At 68.4% G+C, this 14,573-nt stretch carries 10 protein-coding genes; 4 read left to right on the plus strand and 6 right to left on the minus strand.

Annotation, left to right across the window (positions count from 1 at the left end):
• Nucleotides 1-17 precede the first annotated feature (17 nt).
• Nucleotides 18-3,278 carry a discoidin domain-containing protein gene (locus ACKN61_RS11710; protein WP_408953584.1) on the plus strand — a complete coding sequence of 1,087 codons (3,261 nt, stop codon included), beginning with the start codon at nt 18-20 and terminating at the stop codon, nt 3,276-3,278.
• A 118-nt stretch (nt 3,279-3,396) separates the two neighbouring features.
• Here the strand turns inward: ACKN61_RS11710 and pgl are convergent, their stop codons facing one another.
• The 4 genes from pgl to ACKN61_RS11730 form a co-directional block, all read right to left on the minus strand.
• A complete protein-coding gene (gene pgl, locus ACKN61_RS11715) occupies nt 3,397-4,143 on the minus strand; it encodes a 6-phosphogluconolactonase (protein WP_408953585.1) in 747 nt (248 codons plus the stop codon).
• 215 nt (nt 4,144-4,358) lie between these two features.
• The gene (gene glk, locus ACKN61_RS11720; RefSeq protein ID WP_408953586.1) at nt 4,359-5,360 is read right to left on the minus strand and encodes a glucokinase; all 1,002 of its coding nucleotides are present in this window, start codon (nt 5,358-5,360) and stop codon (nt 4,359-4,361) included.
• Nucleotides 5,357-6,778 (minus strand): glucose-6-phosphate dehydrogenase, encoded by a 1,422-nt coding sequence (zwf, locus tag ACKN61_RS11725; RefSeq protein WP_031370780.1) that lies wholly within the window; start codon nt 6,776-6,778, stop codon nt 5,357-5,359. The genes glk and zwf overlap by 4 nt, the downstream gene beginning before the upstream one ends.
• A 268-nt stretch (nt 6,779-7,046) precedes the next feature.
• The gene (locus ACKN61_RS11730) at nt 7,047-8,453 is read right to left on the minus strand and encodes a GH1 family beta-glucosidase (RefSeq protein WP_408953587.1); all 1,407 of its coding nucleotides are present in this window, start codon (nt 8,451-8,453) and stop codon (nt 7,047-7,049) included.
• 108 nt (nt 8,454-8,561) lie between these two features.
• Between ACKN61_RS11730 and ACKN61_RS11735 the strand changes: the two genes are divergently transcribed.
• The 3 genes from ACKN61_RS11735 to ACKN61_RS11745 all read left to right on the plus strand — a co-directional run bounded on the left by ACKN61_RS11735 (nt 8,562) and on the right by ACKN61_RS11745 (nt 10,821).
• Nucleotides 8,562-9,656 (plus strand): ABC transporter ATP-binding protein, encoded by a 1,095-nt coding sequence (locus tag ACKN61_RS11735; RefSeq protein ID WP_408953588.1) that lies wholly within the window; start codon nt 8,562-8,564, stop codon nt 9,654-9,656.
• A gap of 204 nt (nt 9,657-9,860) precedes the next feature.
• Nucleotides 9,861-10,241 carry a hypothetical protein gene (locus tag ACKN61_RS11740; protein ID WP_408953589.1) on the plus strand — a complete coding sequence of 127 codons (381 nt, stop codon included), beginning with the start codon at nt 9,861-9,863 and terminating at the stop codon, nt 10,239-10,241.
• A gap of 22 nt (nt 10,242-10,263) precedes the next feature.
• On the plus strand, nt 10,264-10,821 hold the full coding sequence (locus ACKN61_RS11745; protein ID WP_408953590.1) for a hypothetical protein: 558 nt from the start codon (nt 10,264-10,266) through the stop codon (nt 10,819-10,821).
• A 121-nt stretch (nt 10,822-10,942) separates the two neighbouring features.
• Here ACKN61_RS11745 and ACKN61_RS11750 read toward each other — a convergent pair whose 3' ends face one another.
• Together ACKN61_RS11750 and ACKN61_RS11755 are read right to left on the minus strand one after the other, a co-directional pair.
• The gene (locus ACKN61_RS11750) at nt 10,943-13,165 is read right to left on the minus strand and encodes a TerD family protein (protein WP_408953591.1); all 2,223 of its coding nucleotides are present in this window, start codon (nt 13,163-13,165) and stop codon (nt 10,943-10,945) included.
• Nucleotides 13,166-14,410, minus strand: a complete 1,245-nt coding sequence (locus ACKN61_RS11755) for an MFS transporter (protein ID WP_408953592.1) — start codon at nt 14,408-14,410, stop codon at nt 13,166-13,168.
• Nucleotides 14,411-14,573 lie beyond the last annotated feature (163 nt).

The raw sequence follows: 14,573 nt of genomic DNA on the forward strand, positions 1-14,573 counted from the left end.
GCCAAGAGGTGGAACGAATGTCGCAACGCAAGCAAGCCGTCGCGCCGCGTGGGCGTTTGTGCGTCACCCGCGCCCATAAACCGGTCGCGAACGCGTTCGCCCTGTGCCTGGCCCTGATCTCGGCGCCGTTGATCGCCCAGGAACGACCGCGCCTGCCAGAGCCCCGCTTGCTGGATGGCTTCGAGTCCGCGGCGCCATGGACGGTGGTCGCCTCCAACCAGGTCAGCGCCAGTCTGCGTTCGGTCGCGGGGGCGAAGGGCCGGGGCCTGTGTCTGGATTACGACTTCAACGGCGTGTCCGGTTACGCCGGCCTGCAGCGCGAACTGCCGCTGGAGTATCCGGACGACTATCGCTTTGCGTTCCAGTTGCGCGGCGATTCGCCGCACAACGACCTGCAGTTCAAGCTGGTCGACGCCAGTGGCGACAACGTCTGGTGGGTCAACAAGCCCAAGTATGTTTATCCGAAGCAGTGGACGCCGGTGGTCTACAAGCAGCGCCATATCGGCCGCGCCTGGGGCCCGGCGGCCGATCCGACTCTGCGCAAGAGTGCCAAGCTCGAGTTCACCGTCTACAACAGCGTCGGCGGCAAGGGTTCGGTCTGCTTCGATGAGCTGAGTTTCCAGGCCGTGCCGAAAGACCCCGGCGGTCCGCTGACCGGTACGGCGGTGGCCACTTCCAATGCCGAAGGCAGCCGCGCCGAGTACGCGGCCGACGGCGATCCCGCCACCGCATGGCGGGCCGGTTTCGAGGAGGGCACGGCGCCGAGCCTGACCCTCGACCTGGGCCGCGTGCGCGAATTCGGCGGCGCGATCCTGCAGTGGGCCCCGGACGAGTACGCCTCGCGCTACCGCATCGAACTGTCCAAGGACGGTGAGCACTGGGACAAGCTCAGTTTGATCGAGCACGGCGACGGCGGCAGCGATTTCGTACCGCTGCCGGAGGCCGAGGCGCGCTATCTGCGGCTGTTGCCGGATCGCGGGCCGGGCCCGGGCTTCGGCCTGGCCGAACTGAGCGTGCAGCCGTTGGCGTTCGCCGCGACGCCGAACGATTTCATCAAGGAACTCGCGCAGCGCGCGCCGCGCGGCGATTATCCGCGCGGCTTCAGCGGCGAGCAGCCGTACTGGACCGTGCTCGGCACCGACGGTGGCAGCTCGCACGGCCTGATCGGCGAAGACGGCGCGGTCGAAGCCTACAAGGGCGGTTACAGCGTCGAACCCTTGTTGCTGATGGAGGACGGGGCATCGCCTGCAGCGAATCGCAGCGCGCTGAAAACCTGGGCCGACGTCGAGATCGGCCAGAGCCTGCAGGACGGTTATCTGCCGATCCCGAGCGTGAGCTGGCAGGCCGGCGATCTGCAACTCAGCGTCACCGCGTTCGCGCCGCTGCTCGAACAGCGCGACCTGATCGTCGCCCGATACCGGCTCAGCAATACTTCCAAACAGCCGCGCGATGCCACCCTGGCCTTGGCGATCCGACCGTTCCAGGTCAACCCGCCGACCCAGTTCCTCAGCACCACCGGCGGCGTCAGCGCTATCGGCCGCATCGAGATCGACGCGAAGGCGGGCACGGTGAAACTCGACGGCCGTCCCAGCGTGCGCTCGCTGACGCCGGTGGGTTCGGCCTTCGCCGTGCCGTTCCAGGACGGCGACGTGGTGCGCCATCTGCGTGCGTCGGCGACGCGCTCGGGCGAGAGTGAAGTGTTCGACCTCAACGGGCTGGCGTCGGCGGCGTTGTTGTACCCGATGCGACTGGCGCCGGGCGAAAGCCGTGAAGTGGCCTTGTACTTGCCGCAGGATGGGGCGGACGATCCGCCGTCGATCGATCCGGCGCAGGCGGCGCGATGGCAGGACGAAACCGCGGCGCAATGGCGCGACAAGCTCGACCGGGTCAAATTGCGCGTGCCGGCGCAGGGCCAGCATGTCGTCGATACCTTGCGCACCGGCCTGGCGCACATGCTGATCAGCCGGGTCGGTCCGCGCCTGCAGCCGGGCACGCGCTCGTATGCGCGTGCCTGGATCCGCGACGGCGCGATGATCGGCGAGGGCCTGCTGCGCATGGGGCGCGAGGACGTCGCCGAGGAATTCCTGCGCTGGTATGCGCCGTATCAGTTCGACAACGGCAAGGTGCCGTGCTGCGTCGACGACCGCGGCAGCGACCCGGTGCCGGAGAACGACAGCCACGGCGAGTTGATCTTCACCGTCGCCGAGGTCTATCGCTATACCCGCGACAAAGCCTTGCTCGAATCGATGTGGCCGCACGTGGAAAAGGCGGTCGCGTACATGGACGAGCTGCGCTTGAGCGAACGCACGCCGGCCAATCGCGCGCTGAATCCGGCCTTCTACGGAATGATGCCGGCCTCAATCAGCCACGAAGGCTATTCGGCCAAGCCGATGCATTCGTACTGGGACAATTTCTGGGCCCTGCGCGGCTACAAGGACGCGGTCGTGATCGCGCAATGGCTCGGCCGTAACGGTGAAGCGGACGCCTTCGCCGCATCGCGCGACCAGTTCCGCGAGGATCTTTATGCCTCGCTGGAAGCGGCGACCCGCGCGCACAAGATCGATTACCTGCCCGGTGCCGCCGAGCTCGGCGACTTCGACGCCACCTCGACCACCATCGCCCTGGCGCCCGGCGGCGAACAAGGGCTGCTGCCCGAAGCGCTGTTGCACAACACCTTCGAGCGTTACTGGAAGGAATTCGTCGATCGCCGCGACGGCCGCCGCGAATGGAAGGACTACACGCCGTACGAGCTGCGTACTATCGGCAGCTTCGTGCGCCTGGGTTGGCGCGAGCGCGCCCACGAGGCGCTGGAATTCTTCTTCAAGGACCAGCAACCGCGCGCCTGGAACCAGTGGGCGGAAGTGGTCTCGCGCACGCCGCGCAAACCGTTCTTCGTCGGCGACCTCCCGCATGCCTGGGTCGAGTCGGACTACGTGCGCTCGGCGCTGGATCTGTTCGCCCACACCCGCGACATCGATCAGGCGCTGGTGATCGCGGCCGGCATTCCCGCGGGTTGGCTGCAAGGCGAAGGCGTGAGCGTGGACGGCCTGCGCACGCCCTACGGCGCCCTGGGCTATCGCTTCAAGCGCGAAGGCCGGCAGGCGAAGCTGGAGATCGCCGCGGGCATCGAAGTGCCGCCTGGCGGGCTGATCCTGCGTTGGCCGTTCGCCGGTGCGCCGGGCAAGACCGTGGTGGATGGACAAGCGAAGGCTTGGCGGCAAGGCGAGCTGAAGATCGAGCGCGTGCCGGCGACGGTGAGCGTCGCGATCGAGGAGTAGGAGCGGCGTCCCAAAGGGATTTTCTCTGGTCACGAGTCGCGACCGCGAACCTGCGTCGAGCTGCGCGGCCAACATGAAACCCCGCGGTCGCGACTTGCGTCGCTCCTACTCCAAGAGGCTACGGGTACCAGTGCACTTCGAGCGGGGTCGCGCCTTCCAGCCCGATCAGCACCGGCCAGCGCTGCACGTCGCCGCTGGCGAGCGCCTGCTGGAAGGCCTCGCGCTTGGCCTTGCCCTGGATCAGCAGGAAGCGCGATTGCGCCTGGGCCAGGCCGCTCGGGGTCAGGCTGATGCGTTTGCTCCACTGGCGCGCGCTCGGGCTGCCACTGGCATCGACCACGACATAGGCCAGGCGCGAGGCCAGGCTGCGCTGCAGGTCGGGCATGTCGGGAAACAGCGAGGCGGTATGGCCGTCCTCGCCCATGCCGAGCACCGCCGCGGTGGCCGGCTGCAAGGCGTGGGCGTTGGCGAAGGCGGCCGACTCCTGGATGCTGCGGCCGGGCCGGGTCAGCGCTTCGAAACGCGCCGCGGCGGCGTTGTCGCGCAGCAGATGCTGGCGGACCAGCCAGGCATTGCTGTCGGGGTCTTCGGGTTGCAGCCAACGCTCGTCGACCAGGGCGACATCGACCCGGCTCCAATCCAGCGGGGCGCGGGCGAGGGCGCGGTACACCGGCGCCGGCGTGGTGCCGCCGGACAGCAGCAGGCGCACGCGCGGGCGCCGCGACAGATCGCGGCGCAACTCGGCGGCGATCGCCACCGCACAGGACCAGGTCCAGGTATCGAAGCTGCGATGCTCGTGCCACCGGTAGGGCACGGTGTCCGGTTCGGCGGGGTCGTGCGGGACGGGCGAGGGAGCGTCGAGCATGTCGACGATTCTGGCACGGCCGACTTCAAGACGGCGTGCTCGTCGAGGCGGCTGGGCGACGGGCGCCACGGTAAGGGCGGCATCCCATAGCGATGCCGCTGCGGTCGCAAGACGCGAGTCCGGGCTGGCGGGCGCGCCGCGCAGCCACGTGTGCGATCGCGGTCGCGGCTTGCGCCGCTCCTACCCTGGAGCGCGCCGGATCAGGCCGCGCCGGATCAGGCTGCGTCGGTGCGGTCGACTGCAGGGGCGAACTGCGCGGCGAGCGCCGCGGCGCCGAGCAGGCCCGGCTGCGGATGGGTCACCGCCAGGGTCGGCACCCGCGCCATGGTCGGCGAGAACCGGCCCTTGTGCTCGAAGCGCTGGCGGAAGCCGGAATGGGCCAGCCACGGCATCAGCTTCGGTACCAGGCCGCCGGGCAGGAACACGCCGTCCCAGGCGCCGAGGGTCAGCACCAGGTCGCCGGCGGCGGCGCCGAACACCGCGCAGAACACGTCGATGGCGCGCAGGCAGCGGGCGTCGCCTTCGCGCGCCATCGCGGTGATGTCGGCCGGCTGCAGCGGGCCCGGGTCTTCGCCGGCGATCTGGCTGAGGGCGCGGTGCAGATTGACCAGGCCGCTGCCGCTGAGCAGGCGCTCGTTGGAGACGCGACCGAACTCACCCGACAGGCGCTGCAGCACTTCGATCTCTTCCGGCGTGCCGGGGGCGAAACTGACGTGGCCGCCTTCGGTCTGCAGCGGGTAGTAGCGGCCGTCGCGGCGCAGCAGCGCGCCGACGCCGAGGCCGGTGCCGGCGCCGATGATGGCGTAGGTGCGGTCGCCGGATTCGTTCCAGCCGCGCCAGGCGACACCGCCGATCGGCACCACGTCGGCCGGCTGCAGCAGCGACACCGCCATCGCCTGGGCGGCGAAGTCGTTGACCAGGTCGATGCGTTGCAGGCCCAGGGCGATGCGGGTGCGTTCGGCCGAGATCACCCAGGGGTGGTTGGTGATGCGCGCCTCGTCGCCGTCGACGCGCCCGGCCACGGCGAACACGCCATGGCTCGGGGTGGCGCCGGTGCGGTCGAGGTAATGCCGTGCGGCATCGGCCAGCGAAGGGAAATCGGCGACCGCGAAGATCTGCACACTGTCGGGCAGCAACTGCGGCGCGGCGCGGTCGGGTTGGGCGAGGGCGAAGCGGGCGTTAGTGCCGCCGATATCCGCGAGCAGGGCGCCGCTCATGCCTGGCCTCCACGATGACCGTTGACCGGGGGCAGGAAGGCCTCGGCTTCGGCCGGCCCCCAGGAGCCGGCCGGGTATTCGACGATGGGTTGCGCGGTCTGGGTCCAGGCGCGCTCGATGCTGTCGATCCACTGCCAGGCCGCTTCGACTTCGTCGTCGCGCACGAACAGGGTCTGGTTGCCGCGCAGGGCGTCGACGAGCAGGCGCTCGTAGGCGATGCGCCGTTGCGGCGAGGACGACGCCGACAGGTCCAGCGACATCGGCCGCAATTCCAGCGCGCCCCATTCCGGCGCGGCCAGGCTGCCCATCAGGCCCAGCTCGATGGTTTCGTCGGGCTGCAGGCGCATGCGCAGGTGATTGGGGCGTTCGCGGCCGCGGCGCGGGCGCTCGAACAGCCAATGCGCGACCGGCCGGAACGTGATCACCACTTCGGTCGCGCGTTCGGCCAGGCGCTTGCCGGTGACCAGGCGGAACGGCACCCCGGCCCAGCGCCAGTTGTCGATCCAGGTCTGCACGGCGACGAAGGTTTCGACCGGCGCATCGTGGACGAAGCCCTTGACCGCGCGGCCCTCGACCACGCCGGCGCCGTAGCGGCCGCGCACGGTGTTCGCGGCGACATCGGCCTCGGTCATCGGCCGCAATGCACGCAGCACCTTGCGCTTTTCGTCGCGGATGCTGTCGGCGTCGAGCGCCGACGGCGGCTCCATCGCGATCAGCGCCAGCAGCTGCAGCATGTGGTTCTGGACCATGTCGCGCAGCGCGCCGTAGTTGGCGTAATAGCCTTCGCGGCCGTCGACGCCGGCGGTCTCGCCGACGAAGATGTCGACCGACTCGATCCAGCGGTGTTGCCACACCGCTTCCAGCAAGGTGTTGCCGAAGCGCAGCGCCAGCAGGTTCTGCACCGCGGCCTTGCCGAGGTAATGGTCGATGCGGAAGATCCGGCTTTCGTCGAGGCAGGCGCGCAGCGCGGCGTTGATCGCGCGCGCCGAGGCCAGGTCGCGGCCGATCGGTTTTTCCAGCACCAGGCGCGACTCGCCTTCGAGCAGGCCGGCCGCTTTCAATCCCTGGGCCACGGGAACGAACAAGTCCGGCGGCGTCGCCAGGTAGCTCACGCTCGGGCGGTCGGCGTAGCCGGCCAGGGCCGCGGCGATCGCCGCCTCGTCGCGCAGGTCGACCGAGACGTAGGCGATGCGGCCCAGCAGTTCCTCGACCACCGCCGGGTCGTCGGCGACCTCGTTGGCCATGCGTTCGCGCAACCAGGCGCGGAACTCGTCGTCGCTCAGGGCCTGGCGGCCGACCGCGACGATGCGGAATCCGGGCGACAGCAGGCGGTCGCGCCACAGGTGGACCAGCGAGGGAAACAGATAGCGCTGGGAGAGATCGCCGGTGGCGCCGAACAGCAGCAGGGTGTCGTGCATGGAACCCGCAAACCAAGATTGAGGGGAGGTCGAGCGAACGCCGCCGGGCGTCCTTTACGCCGCCGGGATCGTCGATCCCGGCCGGGGTCCAAGCATATCGCCGCTTGAGCGCCCGGCGGCAACATTCGACGCCGCAGGGTGCCGTTGCTGCGCGCGGCACATAAAACATAGCAACGGCCGCTGCTTGCATTGCCGTCCCCGCCACGACGTAAACGACGCGGCGGGCCCTACGCCGCGACCGCAGTCGTGCCGCGGCGTGCGGCCGGTCTCAGTACGGCAGGGGCTCGGCGAGGTGGGTGCCGTTGCTCGCGATGACCTTCGAATACCAGCGTGCGCTGTCCTTCGGCGTGCGCTCCTGGGTGCCGTAGTTGACGTGGACCACGCCGAAACGCTTGGAATAGCCCAGCGACCATTCCAGGTTGTCGAGCAGCGACCACACCATGTAGCCGCGGATGTCGCAGCCGGCCTGGATGGCGTCGTGGATCGCGCCGATGTGTTTTTGCAGATAGTCCATGCGCAGCGGGTCGCGCACCCGGCGCTCGCCGCTGGCATCGGGCTCGGCCACCGGCGGATCGAAGAAGGCCGCGCCGTTCTCGGTGATGTACATCGGGATGTCGCCGTAGCGCTGCTTGACCCAGGTCAGGGTGTCGGTGAGGCCCTGCGGGAACACTTCCCAGCCGGTCTCGGTGTAGGTGCCGAGCGGCTGGCGCACCACGCCGGTATTGAGCGGATAGCTCTCGGCGGCCTTGGTGACGCTGCGGGTGTAGTAGTTGACGCCGATGAAGTCGAGCTTCTGCTGGATCAGCTCAAAGTCGGCCTGCGGCCATTCCGGCCAGGCTTCGCCGAAGATCTCGCGCAGTTCCGGCGGATAGCTGCCGAGCAGGGCGGGATCGAGGTATTGCTCGTTCATGTAGGCATGGGCGCGCTCGACCGCGGCGGCGTCTTCGGCCGAATCGGTGGCGGCGTACTTGGGCTCGATGTTCACCACCAGGCCGATCTCGTGCTTGCCTTCGGCGCGATAGGCCTGGACCGCGGCGCCGTGCGCGCGCATCAGATTGTGCGAGGCGATCGGCGCCTCGAAGCGGCTGCGATGGCCCGGCGCGAGCGCGCCGTGCAGATAACCGCCGTCGGTGATCACCCAGGGTTCGTTGAGGGTCACCCACTTCTTGACCCGGCCGTCGAGGGCGCGGTACATGACTTGGCCGTACTCGGCGAACCAGTCGGCGCAGTCGCGGTTGAGCCAGCCGCCGCGGTCGTCGAGCGCGGCCGGCATGTCCCAGTGGTACAAGGTCAGCAGCGGTTCGATGCCGTTGGCGAGCAGCTCATCGACCAGGCGCGAATAGAAATCGAGCCCGGCCTGGTTCACCCGGCCGGTGCCCTCGGGCAGGATGCGCGACCAGGACACGCTGAAACGGTAGGCCTGCAGGCCCAGTTCGCGCATCAGTTTCACGTCGTCCTTCCAGCGCCGGTAGTGGTCGCAGGCCACGTCGCCGGTGTCGCCGTTGAGGGTCATGCCGGGGGTGTGGGCGAAGCGGGTCCAGATGCTGGGACCGGCGCCGTCGGCCATCGGCGAGCCTTCGATCTGGTGGGCGGCAGTGGCGGCGCCCCACAGGAAACCTTCGGGAAAACGACGTTCGGACGTGGGGCGAACAGCAGCAAGGCGGGGATCGGTCATTCGTCGTGGCCTCCGGAGCCAATCGGACGTGCATGAAAACGGTTACATGGCAGAATAGCCCAGGGCGAGGACAAATGCATCGCTCCGGTCGCATTGTCGGGAGAATTCATGGCGAAGGTCACGTTGGATCGTCTGCGCAAGGTCTATCCGAACGGTTACGTCGGCGTGGCCGATGCCAGCTTCGAGATCGAGGACGGTGAATTGTTGGTGCTGGTCGGCCCCTCGGGCTGCGGCAAGTCGACCCTGTTGCGGATGGTCGCGGGGCTGGAAACGATCAGCTCGGGCGAGCTGAGCATCGGCGAGCGTCGGGTCAACGACATGCCGCCGAAGGACCGCGACATCGCCATGGTGTTCCAGAGCTATGCCCTGTATCCGCACATGACCGTGGCCGACAACCTCGGCTTCGGGCTCAAGCTGCGCGGCATGGGCAAGGCCGAGATCGCCGAGCGGGTCGGCGCGGCCGCGGCGATGCTGGAGCTGGAGCCGCTGCTGCAGCGCAAACCGGCGGCGCTGTCGGGCGGGCAACGCCAGCGCGTCGCCCTGGGCCGCGCCCTGGTGCGGCAACCGCAGGTGTTCCTGCTCGACGAGCCGCTGTCGAATCTCGACGCCAAGCTGCGCATGGGCATGCGCGTGGAAATCGCGCGCCTGCACCGCCAGCTCGGCACCACCATGATCTACGTCACCCACGACCAGATCGAAGCGATGACCCTGGGGCAGCGCATCGTGGTGATGAAGGACGGCAAGATCCAGCAGATCGACACGCCGATGGCGTTGTACAACCGGCCGATCAATCTGTTCGTCGCGACCTTCCTCGGCAGCCCCAAGATGAACATCCTGTGGGGCCAGGTCGACGAGCGCGACGGCGAGCTGTTCCTGCGCATCGGCGAGGGCGTCGCGCTGAATCTGCGCCCCGATGCCGAGACCCGCGAAAAGGTGCGTGCCTATGTCGGGCGCGAACTGACGATCGGCCTGCGGCCGGAAGACATGCACCTGGCCGAGGCCGGTCCCGACACCCTGGCGGCCCAGGTCGAAGTGGTCGAGCCGGTCGGCAACGAGGCCTTCCTCAATCTCGGTTGCGGCGGTTGCGAGCTGGTCGTGCGCCTGCCGCCGTACAACCTGCCGCGCGCCGGCGACACCGTGCATCTGTCGTACGCCGCCGAGCGCATGCATTTCTTCGATCGCGAAAGCGAGCTGCGCCTGTAGCGCTATCGCAGGCCCTGCATGCATGCAGGCACGACGCGTGCGTTCCAGGCGCCCGCGCCGCGCCGCACTTGAGTCCGACGATGCAGTGAGGGCACACTGCCACGCTGCGCCGGGGGACACGGCGACGGGTCGCGTGCGATCCGTACGGTGGGCGCAGATCGCAGCGAGTGCTAACGTGGCCGGGCCCGAGCGGCGCCGGTCGCGATGCCGCATCGCATTCGCCGCTGCACGATCCAAGCGCCATTCCAGGTTCGCAGCCTGGCGCCGTTCGGCCTCGCGTCGGACGAAGCTTCGCTGCGTTTCGCGCGCCGTCTGCGGCGCGTTCCGTTTCGCTATCCGATCCTCATGACCGACGAAAACGATATCGACCGCACCTTCGCCCGGCTGGTCGAAGCGGCCAGGCACCAGGACGGCGCCGCCTTCAAGGCGGCGACCCGGGACTATGCCCAGTCCGCCGATGGCCAGGCCTGGCTGCAAAGCGGTCACGACCGCTACCAACAGATCAAGGCGGAACTCCAGGCGCGGGCGCAAGCTCCGCAATCGCCGCCCGGCGGCTCGAGTTCCGGCCCAAGCTCCGGCCCATAACCCGCACTTAGGGAGAACCATCGTGCAGGACGCGCAAGACCTGAAACGACTCGCCGCCGATCTGGCGGTGTTTGCCCAACATCTGCAAGACCAGAGCGAACGCGCGGTGCAGCACGTGGACCGCAGCGCCGAGGAACTGCATCGCGCCGCCCAGGGCGTAGGCGCCGGCGCGCAGGAACTCGCGCAACAGATCGTGCAAGCGGTGCAGGCGCAGGCCCAGGACGCGGTCGGCCGCGGCGCAGAGTTGGCCTTCGGCTCGATCGGCACGCAACTGCGCGACAGCGCCGATACCGCCACGCGCGCCGCGCAGGGGCTGGAAGAGCAACGCAAGAAGCTCGAGCGCGCGCAGCAGAACCTGATCTACAAGAGCGCCGTAGCGCTGCTGATCGGCTCGCTGTTGGCGGTCGGTGGCAGTTGGTACTTCGCACGCAAGTCGCTGCGCCTGATCGAACGCGCCGAGTTCGGCGCCGAGATTCTCGATGCGACCAAGGCCGGCACTCTGACCCGTTGCGACGGCAAGTTGTGCGCGCGCGCCGGCAAGCGCTTCGGCGCCAAGGGCGAGTACGTGCTGATCGAATGACCGGCGAACCGCGCGAGCGGCTTGGCGGCTTGCGGCATTCGTCGCGGGCCGGCGCCGCTCGCGGCGCTAGAGCGGTCCGGCTGTCGCGACCGCCGCGCCCGAGCGGGCGCGGCGAGGGCCGTCAAAGGAATTCCGCGCGAATCCGGTCGACGTCGAAGGGGGTGACGCCTTCGTGCATCGAGAACACCGTATCGGCTTGGTCCGGCGATTCGACGACGCGGCCGCGGGCCTGCGCGTGCAATTCGAACAAGCTGTGCAGATTCGGCGTCGCCAATGCGGTCATTGCGCGCAGGATCAGGGAAATGCCGCTCAGGTGGTTGGCCGCGTTGTTCCAGCGCGGATAGCCGCCCAGGCCGATGTCCGTCCAGATGATCTGATCGGTTTCCAGGTCCAGCACGAAGGGCAGGCAGCTTTGCTGGTTCGAGGCCAGGTCCAGCCGGTCCTCTACCGTGCGCGCCTCGAACGGTTCGCCCGAGTTCGCGTCGCTGCGCGCCATCCATCCGGCGAAACACTCCGGCAAGTCGCAATAGGGCTGCTCGGTGTAGCTGTGGATGCTGACCACGACGAAACGCAGGCCGAGCCCGCGCAAGCGCTGCAGATCCAGGTCGATGAACTCGGCGGCTCCCTGCGGCGCATCGACGATGTCGCCGCTGTGATGGCCGCCGTAACCGCTCAGGTTGTAGTAGGCGACGACGTCGCGAAACACGAACTCGCGGTCGAAGAACGCCGCCGACAGATCGATATCGGTGCGCTGGCGGCCGTTGCTCCACCACAGGAACAGGCGGATGAAACGCGTATCGGGCAAGGGCAGGCGGCTGCCGCGCACCAGGGTGCGCAGCGCACGCGAGGCCGAGCGCTGCGCCAGCGGCGCGCGCATATGCGCCAGGGCCGGATCGATGTAGCAACGGCCCAGCGGCGGCAAACGCGCGAAGCGGGCGCGCAGTGCATCGCGGCAGACGGCGATGGCATCGCTCAGGACCCGGGCGTCGATCGGTGCGCGCTGGTCCTCGAGCGACCAGGCGCGCGCGGCGTCGCCCTTGGGAAAAAAGGTGCGCAGCGCCGATCGCCCGCGATGTTCGAACTGGCTCAAGGCCTGCAGCAGGACCGGGGTCGACACATGCTCGGCGACGGCACGGAAACGGGCCAGCACCGCCTGCGGCTCGGTACCGCTGCGCAGCAGATGATCGAGCCGGCGCGCGAACTCGCCCGGACGCGCGGCGAGTCGTTGAGCGACCGCGTCGGTGCGGCCTTGCTCCAGCGCATGCTCGATCGCGCCGTTGAAAGTCGCGAACGGCAGGTCTTCGCGCAGAACCTGAAAGGCGCGCCAGGTCTTCGGAAAGCGTTCGCGGTAGTCGCCCGGGTGCAGCACTTCGCCCAGGCGTTTCCAGCGCTCGCGCCAGCGACGCATGTCTTCGGTGGGATCGTCGAGGGCCTCCAGCTGCTGCAGCAGAAAACGGCGTTCGCCGCGTTTCATGCGCTTGAAGCGGGTCGGCTCGGCCAGCGACACATCGCCTTCGCTGAGAGCCACCGCCAAGCGCAGGGTATCGGTCGCGGTTTTGAGATGGGTTCGCAGGAACGCGTCGGTGGGCTCGCCGGGCGCATGGCGCAGCAGGCCCGCGCCGACGACGGCGAGATTCTCCTTGAACGGAATCTCGACAGGCAGCAGCCGGACGACCTGTGCGCGGTACTGCGCGATGAACCAGCCCAGGTCGGCTTTGTCCTGCAGCGACAGCGATGTGCGCGAGGCGGCGAGCGTGGTGCAGATGTTCTCGTAGTCGTCCAGCGTGCCCAGCTCGATCTCGCGCGGGGCGCGGCCGTTGAGCAGCGGCATGGTTTCGGCCGGTTGTTCCAGGTGCAGTCGGCGCCGGGTGACGTAGTGATACACCGCGCGCATGTACAACTCGGCTTCGGCCAGGGCCAACGAGCCCCGGGGGAAATCCGGGAATAGCGGCCGATGCTCGCGGTGGGCGCCGGTCATCGCCGCCAGATGCTTGCGCAATTCGCGCAGGACGCGGGTGAGTTGCTCGGTCGACAAGGTGCCGAGTCGTTCGATCACCGCTTCGGACAAGATGAACCCGAACGCTTCGGTTTCCTTCTGCACCATCGCGACTTGCGCCGCGCTTGCGCCGCCGTCGCCGGCCTTGAGATACAGCTTGCCGCGCCGGCGCAGATAGATTCCGTTCATGCCCCTCTCCAATGAAAAGCCCGCCGGGAGGCGGGCGATGTGGGAAGCGGGCACCCTAGTTTCAGAGTAGAAGGAAGGACGCCCATAGCCACGAGGCCGAGCATAGCCGAGCCTCGCGAGAATGAGAACGCCGCCGATCGGCGGCGAACGGCAGGGCAATCAGGAGGGCGCCATGGCTGCGCGTTCGGCCAGGCCCGACTGGCGCTTGAGCAAGGCGATCGCGAGCAACAGCATCGCCATCGGCAGCAACGACAGATAAAACGCGGTGCCGCCGCCGATGCGCGCGAACAACTGGCCGGTGATGAACGAACCGGTGGTGCCGCCGAGCGCCGAGAACACCACGATCAGGCCGGTCATCGCCGCGTGCCGCGACTTCGGTAGCGAGCTCAGCACCACCGAATTGATCGCCGGATAGATCGGCGCCATGAACAGCCCGATCAGCGGGAACACGTAAGCCGCCAGCGGCGCGTGCGCCCAGCTCATCGCCGGGTCGGGCTGCAGGTTGCGCGCCAGCGGCAGCGCCAGCAGCACCAGGGCCGCCATCGCCAGCACGCAGACCATCAGCAGCCAATGCCAGGGTACGCGGCGCAGGGCCACGCCGGCAGCGAGCCGGCCGAGCGCCAGCGACACCGCGAAGATGCTCGCCGCCTGCACGCTCATCGTGGTCGGCAGGTGCAGGATTTCGCGATTGAAGGTCGGCAGCCAGGTGCCGACGCTTTGTTCGATCAGCACGTACAGGAAGGCCGAGACCAGGAACACCGCGACCAGCGGCTGGGCGACCAGGCGGAACATGTCGAGAAAGGAATCGCCGACCGCGTGGCCGTCGCTGGCGGCGCGTTCGTCCATGCGCGAGGTCGCGAGCAGGATCAGGATCGCCGCGGCCATCGCCGCGAGCAGCCAATACACGCGCAGCCAAACCGGGTCGCCGGGCGATTGCGGATCGATGAACCAGGCGAAGATCCAGTAACCGGCGAGCACGCCGACCATGAACCAGCCTTCGATGGTGCTGGTCAGGCTGGCGTGCGCCTGCTTGTCCTCGGTGAGCAGGCCGATCGAGGAATACACCGAAACCTTGACCAGGGCGAAGGACACGCCGGTGGCGACGAACAGCAGCTTGGTCATCCAGAACGACGCCAACAGCGGCATCAGCAGACAGGCCGCGCCGACGAAGCCCAGGCCCAGCATCATCGCGCGGCGATAGCCCAGGCGCGGCATCAGCGAGGCGGTCAGGAACGAGATGATGGCGATCGGCAGGTCCTTGAAGGCCTCCAGGATGCTGGCGTCGCTCTTGCTGACGCCGAAGCCCTGGATCGATTGCAGGATCACCGTGCCGACGCTGTTGAGCAGGATCCCGAACACCATGTAGGTGAGGATCATCGCCAGGATCATGCGGCCTCGGTTCATGCGGGCGTGGCTCCGGTGAGCGGTCCGGCGTCGGGCCGGAGAGCGGATAAGCGGTCCGGCGCGACGCCGGACCAGGAGATAAAAGACCGTTCGCGACGGTTTGCCAAGTGCGCACGCCGGAGAGAGGGGGAGGGCGACAGCTTCCGGCAAGGCCGGCGCGAAC

It is taken from the genome of Lysobacter sp. Hz25 (assembly GCF_046097045.1).
Taxonomy (GTDB): Bacteria; Pseudomonadota; Gammaproteobacteria; order Xanthomonadales; family Xanthomonadaceae; genus Lysobacter; species Lysobacter antibioticus_B.